This window comes from Nocardioides sp. Root682 (assembly GCF_001427795.1).
Classification (GTDB): domain Bacteria; phylum Actinomycetota; class Actinomycetes; order Propionibacteriales; family Nocardioidaceae; genus Nocardioides.
This window is the reverse complement of sequence record NZ_LMHJ01000001.1, coordinates 912,433-928,108: the sequence shown is the minus strand read 5'-3', so window position 1 is coordinate 928,108 and position 15,676 is coordinate 912,433. Positions and strand designations below refer to the sequence as shown.

At 66.0% G+C, this 15,676-nt stretch carries 10 protein-coding genes; 5 read left to right on the top strand and 5 right to left on the bottom strand.

The genetic code is table 11. From position 1 onward, the window contains the following. Window positions 1-188: 188 nt before the first annotated feature. From ASD84_RS04385 to ASD84_RS04365, 5 genes are all read right to left on the bottom strand, one after another. Window positions 189-3,491 (bottom strand): DEAD/DEAH box helicase, encoded by a 3,303-nt coding sequence (locus ASD84_RS04385; protein WP_056707003.1) that lies wholly within the window; start codon window positions 3,489-3,491, stop codon window positions 189-191. A 147-nt stretch (window positions 3,492-3,638) separates the two neighbouring features. After that, window positions 3,639-4,445 (bottom strand): hypothetical protein, encoded by an 807-nt coding sequence (locus ASD84_RS04380; protein WP_056707001.1) that lies wholly within the window; start codon window positions 4,443-4,445, stop codon window positions 3,639-3,641. 54 nt (window positions 4,446-4,499) lie between these two features. Continuing rightward, the gene (locus ASD84_RS24980; RefSeq protein WP_156391563.1) at window positions 4,500-4,988 is read right to left on the bottom strand and encodes a zinc ribbon domain-containing protein; all 489 of its coding nucleotides are present in this window, start codon (window positions 4,986-4,988) and stop codon (window positions 4,500-4,502) included. A gap of 213 nt (window positions 4,989-5,201) precedes the next feature. Further along, a complete protein-coding gene (locus ASD84_RS04370) occupies window positions 5,202-6,311 on the bottom strand; it encodes a tyrosine-type recombinase/integrase (protein WP_056706997.1) in 1,110 nt (369 codons plus the stop codon). Window positions 6,312-6,793: 482 nt separating this feature from the next. Continuing rightward, window positions 6,794-7,693 carry a LysR family transcriptional regulator gene (locus tag ASD84_RS04365; RefSeq protein WP_235530969.1) on the bottom strand — a complete coding sequence of 300 codons (900 nt, stop codon included), beginning with the start codon at window positions 7,691-7,693 and terminating at the stop codon, window positions 6,794-6,796. 66 nt (window positions 7,694-7,759) lie between these two features. Between ASD84_RS04365 and gabT the strand changes: the two genes are divergently transcribed. The 5 genes from gabT to ASD84_RS04340 all read left to right on the top strand — a co-directional run bounded on the left by gabT (window position 7,760) and on the right by ASD84_RS04340 (window position 15,625). Continuing rightward, a complete protein-coding gene (gabT, locus tag ASD84_RS04360; RefSeq protein WP_056706994.1) occupies window positions 7,760-9,100 on the top strand; it encodes a 4-aminobutyrate--2-oxoglutarate transaminase in 1,341 nt (446 codons plus the stop codon). Continuing rightward, window positions 9,097-10,365 carry a Glu/Leu/Phe/Val family dehydrogenase gene (locus ASD84_RS04355; protein WP_056706992.1) on the top strand — a complete coding sequence of 423 codons (1,269 nt, stop codon included), beginning with the start codon at window positions 9,097-9,099 and terminating at the stop codon, window positions 10,363-10,365. The genes gabT and ASD84_RS04355 overlap by 4 nt, the downstream gene beginning before the upstream one ends. After that, window positions 10,365-11,822 carry an NAD-dependent succinate-semialdehyde dehydrogenase gene (locus tag ASD84_RS04350; protein WP_056706990.1) on the top strand — a complete coding sequence of 486 codons (1,458 nt, stop codon included), beginning with the start codon at window positions 10,365-10,367 and terminating at the stop codon, window positions 11,820-11,822. Before ASD84_RS04355 ends, ASD84_RS04350 begins: the two co-directional genes overlap by 1 nt. Before the next feature lie 247 nt (window positions 11,823-12,069). Further along, window positions 12,070-14,058 (top strand): acetate--CoA ligase, encoded by a 1,989-nt coding sequence (gene acs, locus ASD84_RS04345; protein ID WP_082573148.1) that lies wholly within the window; start codon window positions 12,070-12,072, stop codon window positions 14,056-14,058. A 169-nt stretch (window positions 14,059-14,227) separates the two neighbouring features. Then, window positions 14,228-15,625 carry an APC family permease gene (locus ASD84_RS04340; protein WP_321164006.1) on the top strand — a complete coding sequence of 466 codons (1,398 nt, stop codon included), beginning with the start codon at window positions 14,228-14,230 and terminating at the stop codon, window positions 15,623-15,625. Window positions 15,626-15,676: the final 51 nt, after the last annotated feature.

Here is a 15,676-nt window from a genome sequence, read left to right as displayed (position 1 = left end):
TCGCCCGCATCGAAGCCGAGTCGGCCACCAGAGGGTGGATGCCGTTCAGCGAGGGACCGGTGATCCCGGTGGGCTCGACCCAGAGTCTGCTGCGAGCCACGCTCACCGCGGGCCTCTCAGGAGGGGAGGCGATCAGTCTCCTCAGGTACGCGTCGTTGCGAGCGCGCTCGGTCGGCAGATCAGTCTGGTCAGTCATGGTGCACGTCGATCACGCAGACAGCGAGGTCCTGACTGGTGAGCTGCGGTGTCGCAGTGGCGTCGAGCCGCGCGAGCTGGGCAGCATGTCTGTCGCGCTGTTTGCGAATTCGAGCCTCGGTGAGTGGAATGGCCTTCTTGTTCCCTCTTTCGCCGTGGACCCTGAGCGTCTCTGTCAGCGTGTGGAGCCGCCGCTGGTTGACCTGGACGAACGAGCGGCGCCTCGTCTCGATGAACGCTGAGTTCTCGGCCTCGAGCTCGACCCGGCGGACGGCGATGTTGCCCTCGAGGTGAAAGGTCGCCATCTCGACGGCTTCGCTCGCCCCGGGCCACGGGCGCAGCGCTCCCGAGCAGAGATCGCCTCGAGCGAGCCCTCGCATGACGGCCAACCCTGGGTCGGTCCCCGCGTCTGCCAAGGTGCCCAGGTCGATCGTCGAGGTCCACACTTCGTGGAGCGGGCGCAGCCCGTCCCACGTCACCAGAGTGAGGAGCGACAGATATCGCCCAGGCGGGACGCCGGCATCAGATGAGCTCATCGAGAGCGAGGTGTATCTGCCGTGGCGGTGGCCGGGGGTTCCAGCCGCTGCTCGGATGATCGGGTGGTTGGCAGTCAGCAGAGGAATGCCGGACACCCGTGACAGTTCCTGATCGATCGACAGCGTGATCGGCAGCCCACCTTGGAGGGCAGCGACGAGCTCTCCGACCTCGACGTTAAGTCGTTCGCCGGTACGAACGAGGGACCTGACGTGCTCGGTCATCTCATCTGTGCCGAGCAGTCGGACCACGAGGCCATCGCGCTCGAATCGGCCGCCGAAAGTATCCGCCCAGTCCTGGACGAGGAGGGCGAGCTCGTCCTGGCCCAGATACCGGCCGCTCGCCTCGAGGTCCTGTGCCAGACCTTCGATGTCTGCCCCGTCGCTGCTGACCAGGCTGGGCGCAGCAGCCGCCACGTCGGCCAGAGCGCGGGCTTGCTCCTCCAGAGCCAAAAGCGCCAGGCGCTCCTGTTCTGCGCGCTGCTCCGCGGAGAGCGAGAAGTCGAACAGGACGTCCTGCATCGCCTTCCAATGAGAGTCGAGGATCGGCTCGAGCTCGCCGATGGCGTGTTCGAAAACGCCAATACGTGCCATCACTCGTTCGATGATGTCGGTCTCGATGGTGCCGGGAGTGTGGAAGTGGAGGACGGCGAGCTTCTCCTCACGCTGGCCGATGCGGTCGATACGACCGATCCTCTGCTCGACCTCCATCGGGTTCCATGGCAAGTCGTAATTCACGACTGCGGAGCAGAATTCGAAGTCGAGGCCCTCGCTGGCGACCTTGGTGGCGATCAGGACGTCGTGAGCGTGTGCCCGGAAGTCCGACATCACCTTGTCTCGACCGCGCCGGTCGACGTCGCCGTGGAGGACGACGATCCGCGCGTCGTCGTCAAGTCGGGAATGCAGGTAGCGCAAAGTGCGCCGTGAGTGCGTGAAGACGATGATCCGCTTGCCTTGTCCGATCAGGTCGTCGATCGCGGTCCTGAAGGCGTCGAACTTGGAGTCACCCGACAGAGATCTGGCCAAGGTCGACAGGTGCTCATCCGGTGGTACGTCGGTCGAGAGCGACGCGGGTTCGACGCCGTCATCGGAGTCGCTCTGGGCTCGACGTCCGGGCTGCCAGTCGATGACAGTTCTGGCAGCCTCGGGTAGGCAGCTCCCTGCCAAGCGCAGAGGCATCTGCATCGCGAAATGCAAGGGCATCCCGACGGCGTCAGCCCGCCGGACGCACCACGCCCGGAACGCCTCGTAAAAGGCTGCCTCCTGCGCGTTGAAGGTCGCGTCCACGAGATGCGGTTCGCGAACAGCTTTGAACTCTTGGACGTCGACTTTGCGAGTCCGGGTGATCTCGGCCGAGAGGCCGTGCAGTTCTGCACAGAATCGCTTCACTTGGACTGCGTCGGCCGGGGACAACACCTCGCGTTCAAGGGTCGATGCCAGCAACTTGAAATCCGGCCGGCGACTCTGGATCTCTCCGAAGGGGTCGTCGGCAAGCTCGTCGAGCCACGCTCGCCGCTCCGAGTTGGTCACGCCTGGATCGGTGAGCGACCGGGTGATCCGATGGAAGATCCGATTGGGTGCCAAACGTTCCTCCAACGAGTCGAGGTCGACGAACTCCCCGGGGACGAGCAGGCTGAGGAGGTTGTAGAGGTCGCGATTGCGGAGGTTGACCGGCGTCGCCGACAACATGACCAGTGCCTCTGCCCATGCGGAGAGGTTTTCGCCCAACTCGTAGGTCCGTGTGTCGGCATTACGGAAGGCGTGTGCTTCGTCGACGATCACGAGGTCGAACTCGAGGTCGAGCGCCGTCGCGCGGTCGGCGCCTTCCCATGTCCGCAGACGTTCGATGCTGCAAACATGTGCGCTGCGTAGCGGCAGTCTGCCCGATTCGAGCCGATCGAGAAGGTCAGCTAGTCCGTCGTTGTCGAGTTCGACGAGGTCGAACGCGAAACGCTCTTCCATCTCGCGCCGCCACTTCGTGAGAAGAGCCGAGGGGCAGACCACCAAGACCCGATTGGCCTGTCGTCGAGCCTCCAGTTCCGTCCAAACCAGTCCTGCCTCGATCGTCTTGCCCAGCCCGACCTCGTCGGCGATCAGCAGCCGCAACGTGCCAGTGTCCAGGAGCTTCTGCACTGGCTTGAACTGATAGGGACGAAAGATGGTGCGAGTCGCTCGGAAGGAGAACATGGTGTCGGTGAACCGGCCACCGAGTTTGGCTCGTGTAAGAGTCGCCGCGAATCTCTGCGGTGAGACCGGCTGCGTCTGGACCCAGGCAGATGCCAGGTCCTTGACCAGAGGAGCGGTGAGCGCCTGCTCGTCGCGACGAACGGTCGCGCCTGCCGCGAAGACCCTGTAGATCCACCGACCCGCGATGTACTGACGGCCATCCCGCACGATGCCATCGTGTCCGGTGCCCGCGACCACGACGTCCGAGCCGACCGGGAACGCGGCTCGTGGCACAACCATGGCGGTGTCCCAGGACGATTCTGCCCAAGTCAGTGCGTGGTCCAACACCGACCCGAGGGGTACGTCGGCTGCGGGCAGCGCTGTCGATGGTCCAGGCGGTGCGCCGGTGAGGACGAGGAGGATGAGATTCGGATCCAGGTCACCGAACCAGTAGATGCCGGTGGGAAGGTCTGCTGGCGGCGCGGCCTGGCTGCGGCACTCCGCTACCGAGTCGACGACATCCGGTACCCCTGCCCCGAACACGAGAAGCTGCTCGAAATGCACGCGGGTGAGGAACTCGGCGATGTCGGAGCTCACGGGGTGATATCCGTGGGTCGAGAGAAGGTCGTGTTGGTTCGCTGACACGGGAGCCACGTTAGGTCCGTCCTCCGACGACAGCAGGACTTTCGACAATCCACCGCCTCCACGGCACGTGTCATTGCTGATCCGGGAGGCTTGCTGTGCTTATTGAGTTGGTTGGCCCCACATATGTATAGCCGCGCGGCCGCGGAACCAGAGCCGAGTGGTCTTGTGCTGACGGAACTCACCGAGCCAGCCGATGGGTCGCACGAACACCTCGGTGCGCACTGATCGGCCATTTGGGCCGAGTTCGACCTGGTAGTGCCAGAAGTCGACATACCAGCCCTCGTAGCGGTCGTTGATGACGGTGAATCGGGGAACCTCATTCGGATCGTCCGCCGACACCCAGCGTTGATCAAAGAACGTCGGGTTGTGTGGGCCCGCCAAGACCAACGGTGAACCGAGGTGATGGGTCAGATGCAATGAATCTGTGCCCCCGCCGAATGCTGCTTGCCATTCCGGCGAGCGTCGACGTTCCTCGAATTCTGGGGTGTCGCGGAACGGCGCTTCGCGAGGTGGTTGTGCCATCGAGTGTGCGTCGACGTGATGCTCGAGGTTGAACGTGATGCCTTCGTTCATCGCGAACCAGGCCAAGATGTCTAAGACGCCATCCTCTCCCCACCACCGGTGTACGACGCGCAGAATCGGATCATCGAGAGGCCACCGCCTCGCGCGCCACGCTGCGAGTCCGAGATCTGGGCGTGTCCAGCCCAGTCCGAAGATCAAGAGGTGGAGTACTGGTGTCCAGTACGCGATGTGGGCGTCGTGCTGTGCTTCGGGTGCTGGCCGGCTCGGGATGGGCGTGTCCGGCGCGTCGGTGGCGGCCGCCTGCCAAGCCTGAGCGACGTGTCGGATCCAGGGACCCTGATCGCCCATCACCTGCGCCCACTCGTCGCTCGAATCCCAGTCCACGCATCAGATCATCGCATCAGCTTCCGACAGCTGGCGCTCGATCGGAGCCAGAGATCAGCGACGCTTGCCGAGACCGGGGGCACCGCCGGACACGATGTGGATTCTCTGCTGGCGGTACTTCGGCTGGGCGGCCTTCGCAGCCTTGGGTTTGGGCTTCTTCGCCGCGGGCTTCGGGCGCGGCTGGCTGCCGTTCTTGACGCGACCGGCCGACTTCTGGAGTTCGGCGAGCTGTCGGCGCTGGTTGTCTGCGTGGGTACGTACGCGTTGCAGTTCCGCGCGCAGGGCGATAGCCGAGTCTGCGAGCGACGCGACCTCCTCGAGCAGGCCATCGGCCCGTTCCTTCCACCAACGCGCCTCATGCGGCACGGTAAGCCGCTGGCACGCGCGGCAAACGGATCGTGGCCGCTCGTCGCCTTCGTAGGCGATCGGCTCTACGTAGGGCGTCCCGCAGAGCGAGTGGTCGCTGCGGTCGCCGTCGTAATCCCAGTGGTGCGCCGCGCGTGATCCGGCATCGCGTACGTAGTAGAAAAGTCCGTCGGCCACGTTGAGACTTTACGAACATCCGTCCCGGAGCGCGCGAATTCGGCAGGTTTGATCCGTACGGGCCCACGTGGCGACCGACGCTCGGACTCGACCCGCACGCCGTTCGGGGGCCTTCGCCGGCGGGATGGCCCGCCACCGGCGTCGCGATGCCGCACAGGGGCGCTCGCCCGAGTTCAGTTGCGTCGAGTCGAACCGGCGCAGCGGGCACCTTGGCTATCTGCGTCGCTGCATCCGGTCAAGAGCGTCGAGGTTGTGTTGGTCGGCTTCCTTTAGTGCGTGGAGGTACTTCTGCGTCGTCTGGATCTGGGCGTGTCCGAGTCGGTCCATCACGGACTTGAGGTCGGAGCCGCCGGCGAGGAGCCAGGAGGCGTGGGCGTGTCGCAGATCGTGGATACGGACTGCGAACCCGACACCGCTGGCTTTGACGGCAGGGAGCCACACGCGAGTCCGGAAGGTGTTGCGGGAGATTGGCGTTCCGGCCCGGGTGGTGAAGAGCAAGTCGTCACGGCCGATGTTGCGGAGCTCGATGTGCTCGGCGACCGCGTCAAGCCAGTCCTGACGCACCGCAAACGTCCGGGGCTCGTTGTCCTTGGGGTAGGGCTTGGAGACGTACCGCTCGCCCGTGGGGGAGTGCTTCTTGGAGACCTCAACGATCGTGTCCTGAACGGTCACGGTGCGGCGGAGGAAGTCGACGTGGCGGGGCTTGAGGGCGATGAGCTCGCCCCAGCGCATGCCGGTCTCGATCGCGGTCTCGACCATCAGCCGGTGCTCGTCGGGAACGGCCTTGATCAGCGACTCGAACTCGTCAGGGGTCAGGGTGCGGGTCTTCTTGGTGATGACCTTCGGGAGCTCGGTGTGCTCGCACGGATTGGTCACGATCAACTTGTCGCGGACTGCTCGCTTGAAAATTGAGTGCAACATCGTGTGGTACTTGCTGATCGATCTCCCTGAGAGCCCGTCGGCGGCTGCCTTGGTCACCCAGTCCTGCACGAGCGACGGTGTGACCTGGTACATCGCCTTGGTCCCGAAGAACGGAAAGAAGTGCTTGTCGAGGTTCGAGATGTACGCCGCCCGGGTGGTGGCCTCGATGTGTTTGCTGGGTAGCCAGTCGCGCTCGACATACTGCTGGAAGCTGACCGCCCCAAGTGTCCGGTCGTGCCAGGACCCAGTCAGGACTCGCTGTTCCTCGCGGTTGCCGGCCCGCTCGGCCGCGCGTCGGGATGAGTGGGTGCCGGCTGAGCGGATCCGTCCCTCGGGGTCGCGGTATTGCGCAAGGAACCGTGTGGTCCCGTCGCCGATCGTTCTCTCGGCCACCCAGGCCATGGCACTCTCGCCTCCCAAGTCAGCAACAGATCAGCAAACCTTGCCGAAAGGTGGCGATGGTCAGCGAACGTCTGCGGAATCCCAAAACACGCTCTGACCTGCGATGATACCTCACATTTGCTCACTCTGAGCGGGTCAACTGAGGCCCCAAAGGTGCAGGTGGTTTCGCTCATAACCCAGAGGTCGCAGGTTCAAATCCTGCCCCCGCTACAAAGTGAAATAGCAGGTCAGAGGCGGTTTCCGGAGAGATCCGGGAGCCGCCTCTGACGTTTCCGGTCCGCTGCTTGTCCGCATCCGTACGCAGTCGGCGCGGGGATCAAGGCTGCGGGCCTGTCGAGGCGGCGTATACGAATCTGGACGCGCCGGGACATCCGTGGCCGACCTGAGCCTGGTGCGGACGCTGTTCGGGCGGCATCTGGGCCCCGACCTCTGGGTCATTGTGAAAGTCCTGGGCTTGGTGCAGGACACCGCGGTCGCTGGCGTCACTGCGGTGATCGGACCTGCTCGCCGTACCTGTCGACGCAGAACGCTGCGAGGCGGTCGGCCAGTGTCGCCAAGGCCGAAGCCGCGTGGTGCCGGGGGTCCCATGCAGCGTAGAGACGGATCTGGACAGGTCCGGCGGGGCCGTCGATGTGCAGGGGGACGAGGCCGAAGCGAGGGTCGTCGGACACCACCGCGACTCCGCGTCCCGCAGCCGCTACGGCTTGCGCCACTTGGGCGTTGGTGACCTCGACGGTCGAGTCATAGCTGAGGCCGGCGGCGTCGAAGGCCCCGTCCAGGAGCGCCCTGGGCCGCATTTCCGGCGTGAGAAGCACGAGTTGGCGGAGGGCGAGATCGGCGACCGACACCTTTGAGCGTCCAGCCCATGGGTCGTCGGCACGCACGTAGGCCCAGAGCGGCAGGACTGCGAGAAGTCGAGACGCCAGGGAAGTCGGGGGCGTCCGGGTCACCACCGCCAGGTCCGCTCCGGCGCGGATGGCAGCGAGAGCCCCGCGCGGCTCCAGCTCTCGGACGAGCGGCAGGGGGTCGTCATCCCCGAGTGTTGCGAGGAAGGGGGCGAGCACGTCGGTGAGAGTGGTCGTGGGAACCGCGAGGTGGAGCTCGGAGAGCCGACCGCCGGCGATGGTCTCGGCGGCGCGCCTGACCTGTAGTGCGTGGGCCAGAAGGCTTCGTGCCTCTGGCAGGAAGTCCTCCGCGGCGCGGGTCAGTCGCAGACCGCGCCCCTCGCGCTCGAACAGCTGCAGACCGAGCCGGCTCTCCAGTTGGCGCAACTGGCGCGACAGGACCGGTTGCGTCACATGGAGCGACTGCGCGGCCCGGGTCGCGGTGCCTGCGTCCGCGGTGGCGACGAAGTAATCCAGCAACCGCAGATCCATGTCCATGGAGCATGAGTCTAGTGTTCAAGAAGGCTTGGACAGCAAGTATTCCTGCGGGTCAGGCTGGGAGACATGGCCCCCGAACAGCGCCCCCTCGAGCAGTCCCGTCACCTCGCCACCACGATTCCCGGCCCGCGCTCGCGCGAGCTGATGGCTCGCAAGTCCCAGGCGGTCAGCGCCGGCGTGGGCACTACGCTGCCGGTGTTCGCGGTGCGTGCTGGCGGGGGAGTCATCGAGGACGCTGACGGAAACCGTTTGATCGATCTGGGTTCCGGCATCGCGGTCACGACTGTGGGCAGTAGCGCCTCGCGCGTGGTGGAGGCGGTCTCAGCGCAGGCCGCGGCGTTCACGCACACCTGCTTCATGGTGACCCCCTACGAGGGGTATGTCGCCGTGGCTGAGCATCTCGCGCGCCTGACCCCGGGGGATCACGAGAAGCGCTCGGCTCTGTTCAACTCCGGGTCCGAGGCGGTCGAGAACGCGGTCAAGATCGCTCGCTCCCATACCGGTCGCGACGCGGTCGTTGTCTTCGACCACGCCTATCACGGCCGTACCAACCTGACGATGGCGATGACCGCCAAGACCATGCCGTACAAGTGGGGCTTCGGCCCGTTCGCCGGTGAGGTCTACCGCGTGCCGACCTCCTACCCCTTCCGAGAGGTCCCCGGCGTTGACGGCGCCATGGCCGCTGAGCGGGCTCTCGCGCTGGTCGAGGCCCAGGTCGGAGCGGATCAGGTCGCGGCAGTCGTGATCGAGCCGATCCACGGCGAAGGGGGATTCATCGTCCCGGCGCCCGGATTCCTGGCGGCCCTCGCAGACTGGTGCCGCCGCAACGGTGCGGTGTTCGTCGCCGACGAGGTGCAGTCGGGCTTCGGCCGCACTGGCGCCTGGTTCGCGGTCGAGCACGACGGGGTCGTCCCCGACCTCATCGCGACGGCCAAGGGAATCGCCGGAGGGCTCCCACTCTCTGCGGTGACCGGGCGGGCCGAGATCATGGACAGCGTCCATCCAGGCGGTCTCGGCGGCACCTACGGCGGGAACCCGTTGGCCTGCGCAGCTGCACTCGCGGTGATCGAGACCATAGAGTCCGACGGCCTGCTGCAACGAGCGCGCGAGATCGAAGGCGTCCTGTTCGGATTCCTGAACGCCCTCCAGGACAAGGACGCCCGGGTCAGTGACGTCCGTGGTCGCGGGGCGATGGTGGCCGTCGAACTGGTGGACCCCACCGACGGCAGACCCGACGCCGACCTCGCGAAGCGTGTGGCGGCCTTCGCCCACGGCCGGGGCGTCGTTGCGCTGACGTGCGGCACAGCCGGCAACGTGATCCGGTTCCTTCCACCACTGACCATCTCTGACGAGTTGCTCGTCGAGGGGCTCGAGATCGTGGCCGAGGGCCTGGCGAGCGTGTCATGACGACGCTGTTGGATGGATCGCCCAGAGCGGTCCTGGACGATGCTCGGGACCAGTTGTCGGCCGCAGTCGAGGCGCTCGGTCTTGGGTCCGAGGTCTACTCCATGCTGGTGGAGCCGCGACGAGAGGTCAGCGTCAGCATCCCGCTACGCCGCGACGACGGTTCGACTGAGGTGCTTCGCGGCTACCGCGTGCAGCACAACTACTCCCGAGGACCCGCGAAGGGCGGGGTGCGGTTCCACGCGAGCGTGGATCTTGACGAGGTTCGTGCGCTCGCGATGTGGATGACCTGGAAGTGCGCCTTGCTGGACGTCCCCTATGGCGGAGCCAAAGGCGGCGTTGCCATCGACCCCCGCCACTACAGCACCGCCGAGCTGGAGCGCATCACGCGCCGTTACACCTCAGAGATCGCCCCGATCATCGGCCCGAACCGGGACATCCCGGCACCCGACGTGGGTACCGACGAGCAGACCATGGCTTGGATGATGGACACCTACTCCGTGGGCCACGGCCATACCGTGCTCGGAGTTGTCACCGGCAAGCCGATCGCGCTGGGTGGCTCACAGGGGCGGGCGGCGGCGACCTCGCGAGGTGTGGTGACCATCTCTCTACTGGCTCTGGAGCATCGAGGTATCGACGCCCGAAGCGCCACTGCCGCAGTACAGGGGTTCGGCAAGGTGGGTCGTGGTGCTGCCCGCCTCCTCGCGCAGAGCGGCGTGCGCGTGATCGCGGTGAGCGACGTCTACGGAGGGCTCCACAATCCGTCGGGCATCGACGTAGCGGCCTTGGAGGATTACGTCGACCGGACCGGAGGAAGCGTTGTGGGCTTTCCGGGAGGCTCCGCGATATCCGCCGACGAGGTCCTTGTGTCCGATGTGGACCTGTTGGTGCCTGCCGCGATCGAAGGCGCCATCCACGCCGGGAATGCGGCTGCCGTGCGAGCAAGGGTGATCGTCGAGGGCGCGAATGGGCCGCTCACGGCGAAGGCGGACCAGCTGCTGACCGAGCGCGACGTGCTCGTCGTACCCGACATCCTTGCTAATGCTGGGGGAGTCGTCGTCTCGTACTTCGAATGGGTTCAGGCCAACCAGTCCTACTGGTGGAGCGAGGACGAGGTCAATGCGCGCTTGTCCGAGCGGATGACGCGCGCCTGGCACGACGTGGTGGCGCACGCGGACTGCACGCGCCTGCCCTTGCGAACGGCTGCCACCTGCATGGCAGTGGAGCGCGTCTACCAAGCTCACGAGCTGAGAGGTCTGTATCCCTGATGAACACCAACACGTCCGTCGAGACGGCGACGCCTGCATTGACCGAGGCCCTCCTCATCGGAGGCCGGGAGTGGGTGGCCTCCGGAGGCCTGTTCCCGGTTGACGACCCCGCCACCGGCGACATCGTGGCCCTCGTGGGCGACGCCACCGCGGGCGACGCCACCGCCGCGGTGGACGCGGCCTCGATGGCGCTGCCGTCCTGGTCGGCAACGCCGCCTCGGGCTCGCAGCGAGCTGCTGGCGCGAGTGCACGAGCTGATCCTCGGCGACGCAGAGCTTCTCGCGTCGTTGATCGCGCTGGAGAACGGCAAGTCCCTGTCCGACGCCCGCGCCGAGGTCACCTACGCCGCGGAGTTCTTTCGTTGGTACGGCGAAGAGGCGGTGCGGCCTCACGGTGACTACGGATCGTCGCCGGGCGGTGGGACCAGGACGATCGTGACCCATCGCCCAGTCGGCGTGGCGGCCCTGGTGACGCCGTGGAACTTCCCAGCTGCCATGGCGACACGCAAGATCGCCCCGGCGCTCGCCGCCGGTTGCACTGTGGTGCTCAAGCCGGCCGCAGAGACACCGCTCACCGCACTGGCGATCGCCCGGCTCATCTCGTTGGCCGGTGTCCCCGACGGGGTGGTGAACGTCGTTCCGACCACTGATCCCGGTGGCGTGGTGACGGCTTGGCTGGAGGACCCCCGGGTACGCAAGATCTCGTTCACCGGGTCGACCGGCGTGGGTCGGACACTTCTGAGCCAGGCCGCGGAGCGAGTGGTCAACACGTCGATGGAACTCGGCGGAAACGCTCCCTTCATCGTCACCGGTTCAGCCGACATAGGGGCGGCCGTCGACGGAGCCGTGATCGCCAAGTTCCGCAACGGCGGCCAGGCCTGCACCGCCGCCAACCGCTTCTACGTCCACGAGAGCATCGCGCCGGAGTTCATCGCGCGCCTCGGCGCGCGCGTGGAAGCGCTGCGAGTCGGCCCCGCCTCGGCTGACAACGAGATCGGACCCCTCATCTCCGCCAAGGCGTTGCACGGTGTCCGAGCTCTCGTCGATGCGGCCGTTGATCGGGGCGCCGTCGTTGCTCACCGTGGGTCTGCTCCTGACGGTCCGGGCTACTTCTACCCGCCGACAGTCCTCTCCGGGCTGGACGCCAGCGATCCGCTGCTGGACCAAGAGATCTTCGGCCCCGTTGCACCCATCGTCGTGTGGCGCGACCTGGACGAACTGCTCGCGGCCGCAAACGCGACGGAGTCCGGACTCGCGGCATACGTCTACGCGGAACTTGCGGAGGCTCTGCACATCGGCGAGGCGCTGGAGGCCGGCATGGTCGGCATCAACCGCGGCCTCGTCTCCGACCCCTCGGCCCCCTTCGGTGGGCTCAAGCAGAGCGGCATCGGACGGGAAGGTGGCCGCGATGGCCTCGACGAGTATCTCGAGACCCAGTACTTCAGCGTCGCCTGGTGAGCCGCTCACCGTCTGCCCGCGACCACTGGTGACCACGGAGGCTCCAGCCCAGCGATCGCGGTGGTACCCCCCTGCCCGGACTGGCTGGGCGGATCGGCACGCAGACGAGACGGATGCGCTGATTACCCCTGGGACGGCATCTGGTTCGCGGCTCGACGCCTGCATCTGACGTGCTCGCCACCCTCTCCACCATCAACCCGCCCGGCTCCGCACATCAGGCTGACGTGCTCGACCTCCAGGAGTGACCATGTCCAACGAACCTAGTGGTGCAACGCCACCGATCCCGCCGCGTGAGGGCCAGGCCCCCGAGCCGGGGTCAACCCCCGGAGACCGCAACGTCACCGCCGAGGCCTACGAGCGGGCGGCAGCGGACCGGGACGGCTTCTGGGCCGCGGCCGCCGAACGCCTCGACTGGTCCCAGAAGTGGGATCGCATCCTGGACTGGGACGACCCGCCGTTCGCCAAGTGGTTCGTCGGCGGCAGCCTCAACGCCGCGTACAACTGCGTCGACCGGCACGTCGAGGCCGGCAACGGCGACAAGGTCGCGCTGCACTGGGTCGGCGAACCGGCCGACGACAAGCGCACGATCACCTACGCCGACCTCAAGGACGAGGTGTGCCGGGCCGCCAACGCCCTGCTCTCGCTCGGGGTCGGGGCCGGCGACCGGGTCGCGATCTACATGCCGATGATCCCTGAGACCGTGGTCGCGATGCTGGCCTGCGCCCGCATCGGCGCCCCGCACACCGTTGTCTTCGGCGGGTTCTCCTCCGATGCGCTTGCCTCTCGGGTGCTCGACTGCAGCGCGAAGGTCATTATCACCGCGGACGGCGGTTACCGCCGCGGTTCGGCTTCGGGCCTCAAGCCAGCCGTCGATGACGCCCGGGCGAAGGCCGCGGACGAAGGCTTCGACGTGGAGCACGTGCTCGTCGTACGCCGTACCGGCCAGGACGTCTCGTGGGACGACAGCGTCGACGTGTGGTGGCACGACGTCGTCGACTCGGCGTCAGCCGAGCACGAGGCGGGGGCGTTCGACGCGGAGCACCCGCTCTACGTCATGTACACCTCCGGAACAACCGGAAAGCCCAAGGGCATCTTGCACACCACGGGTGGCTACCTCGTCGGTACGTCGTACACCCACCATGCCGTCTTCGACCACAAACCTGACACGGACGTCTACTGGTGCACCGCCGACGTCGGCTGGGTGACGGGCCACTCCTACCTGGTCTACGGGCCGCTGGCCAACGGTGCCACGCAGGTGATGTACGAGGGCACCCCGGACGCCCCGCACAAGGGCCGTTGGTGGCAGATCATCGCCGACTACAAGGTCACGACCTTCTACACCGCGCCCACCGCGATCCGCACGTTCATGAAGCAGGGCCGCGAGATCCCCGACCGCTTCGACCTGACGTCGCTGCGGGTGCTGGGCTCGGTGGGTGAGTCCATCAACCCCGAGGCCTACACGTGGTACGGCGAGGTCATTGGCGGCGAGCGCTGCCCGATCGTCGACACCTGGTGGCAGACCGAGACCGGCCAGATCATGATCTCCCCGCTGCCCGGAGTCACCCCCGCCAAACCGGGCTCGGCGATGACGCCGACGCCGGGTGTCGAGGCCGACGTCGTCAACGACGACGGCGAGTCGGTGCCCAATGGCTCCAGCGGCTATCTCGTGATCAAGCAGCCGTGGCCGGCGATGCTGCGCACCCTGTGGGGCGACGACGAGCGGTTCAAGGAAACCTACTGGTCGCGGTTCAAGAAACAGGGCTTCTACTTCGCTGGCGACGGCGCCAAGAAGGACGAGGACGGCGACATCTGGCTGTTGGGCCGGGTCGACGACGTCATGAACGTCTCGGGCCATCGCCTGTCCACGACCGAGATCGAGTCAGCCTTGGTGTCGCACCCGAAGGTCGCCGAGGCCGCCGTGGTCGGTGCCGTCGATGAGACCACCGGTCAGGCGGTCTGCGCGTTCGTGATCCTGCGCGACTCGGCCGGCGACGGCGGTGAGGACATTGTCGAGGAGCTGCGCCGTCACGTGCAGAAGGAGATCGGCGCGATTGCCAAGCCCCGCCAGATCATGATCGTGCCCGAACTCCCCAAGACGCGCTCCGGAAAGATCATGCGCCGCGTGCTCAAGGACATCGCCGAGCACCGCGAGGTCGGCGACGTCACCACTCTCGCCGACCCCTCGGTCATGACGTTGATCTCCGCCGGCCTGGATTCTGGCAAGACCGAGGACTGACCCACCGGCGGATCGCCATCCGCACATGTACGTATTGAGCAAGTTGCCGACTGAGGCCGAGACTTCAAAGCCAAGGCGCTCCTGCCCCAGGCGCCGTCCGTCCTCCTCGGGACCCGGGCACGAACGGGCGCAGAAACCGAGCATCGACGGTCCCGAAAGGTAGACAGTTATGACTGACCACGCGGATGCGACATTGGTCCCAGGAGAAGCGATGAACACCGAGAACGCGAGGCTGTCCGAGCTGGGCTACGAGGCGCAGCTCTCGCGGTCGCTCAGTCTGACGGACGTGGTGATCTACGGCCTCATCTACATGGTGCCGATCGCACCGATCTCGGTCTTCGGCACCGTCTACAACCTTTCGGTCGGAGCAGCCGGCGCGGTGTACCTCGTCACGGCACTCGTCATGACATTCAGCGCGTTGAGCTATCGAGAGATGGCCTTGCAGTTCCCCGTCGCTGGCTCGGTGTATTCCTATGTCCGGATGGGGACCTCAACCTTCTTCGGCTTCATCTCAGGTTGGGCGATCCTGCTCGACTACCTACTGCTCCCCGCCCTGCTCTGTGTCTTCGCCTCTCTTGCCATGGCTTCCGAAGTCACCGCGGTGCCGGGCTGGGCCTGGGTGATCCTGTTCGTGGCGGCCACGGCCTTCATCAACATCATGGGAGTCAGCGTGACGGCTCGGATGAACAAGATCTTCCTGTGCATCCAGCTCACCGTCCTGACGGTCTTCGTCGTTTGGGCGACCGCTCTGATCATCGCCGGCGACGCCTACCTGTCACTCGACGTCCTCATCCCCTCGTCGAACTCCTCGTGGGCTCTCGTGGCATCAGCCGTCCCCGTGGCTGCATTGAGCTTCATCGGCTTCGATGCCATCTCCACACTCAACGAAGAAGCTGAGGGCGGTGGAGCCACTGTGGCTCGGGCGACGATCCGGGTGATGTGGTGCGTTGGTGTCCTGTTCGTACTCCAGGTCTGCCTGGCCGCCGTCCTCATTCCCACCGGCACCACATTCGCCGACGGAGACGAAACCAACAACGCGTTCTACGACATCGTGAGTCACTCGATGGCGCCGTGGTTCGGTCACGTCGTGTTGCTGACCAACGCCCTCATTGCCCTGTTCGCCAATGCGATCGCCTCCAATGCGACGTCATCTCGGCTGGTGTTCAGCATGGCCCGCGACGGCCAGCTGCCGCGGTTCCTCGCGCGAGTCAGCGATCACAAGGTGCCAAGGAACGCGATGCTCTTCATCGCAGTGCTGTCCATCGGGATCGGCGTTCTCGGCGTCGAACAGTCCGGTCTTCTGATCACCTTGGTCACGTTTGGCGCCCTGACCGCCTACATCTTGTTGAACGTCGCGGTTGTCAACCACTTCATCGTTCGTGGAAAGAGCCGCCGCTTCTTCCTTCATCTGGCTTCTCCCGTCATTGGGACCGCGATTCTGCTCTTCGCCATGTGGAGCGCGAACCCCCACGCCAAGATCCTGGGCGTCTGCTGGCTCGCTGTGGGCGTCGGAGTGGCGGCCTTCTTCAAGGTCACGGGGCGTTCCATGGAGCAGTCAGACCTCTGACTCGGCCGGACTGTCGACTTCAGACCGCATCCTGACGACCTCGCGGCCGTC

Bases quoted from the DNA above. Each gene is read 5' to 3' on its own strand.
- ASD84_RS04370 (WP_056706997.1), bottom strand. From the start codon at position 6,311: ATGGCCTGGGTGGCCGAGAGAACGATCGGCGACGGGACCACACGGTTC.
- gabT (WP_056706994.1), top strand. From the start codon at position 7,760: ATGGCCCCCGAACAGCGCCCCCTCGAGCAGTCCCGTCACCTCGCCACC.
- ASD84_RS04350 (WP_056706990.1), top strand. From the start codon at position 10,365: ATGAACACCAACACGTCCGTCGAGACGGCGACGCCTGCATTGACCGAG.
- ASD84_RS04355 (WP_056706992.1), top strand. From the start codon at position 9,097: ATGACGACGCTGTTGGATGGATCGCCCAGAGCGGTCCTGGACGATGCT.
- ASD84_RS04340 (WP_321164006.1), top strand. From the start codon at position 14,228: ATGACTGACCACGCGGATGCGACATTGGTCCCAGGAGAAGCGATGAAC.
- acs (WP_082573148.1), top strand. From the start codon at position 12,070: ATGTCCAACGAACCTAGTGGTGCAACGCCACCGATCCCGCCGCGTGAG.
- ASD84_RS04365 (WP_235530969.1), bottom strand. From the start codon at position 7,693: ATGGACATGGATCTGCGGTTGCTGGATTACTTCGTCGCCACCGCGGAC.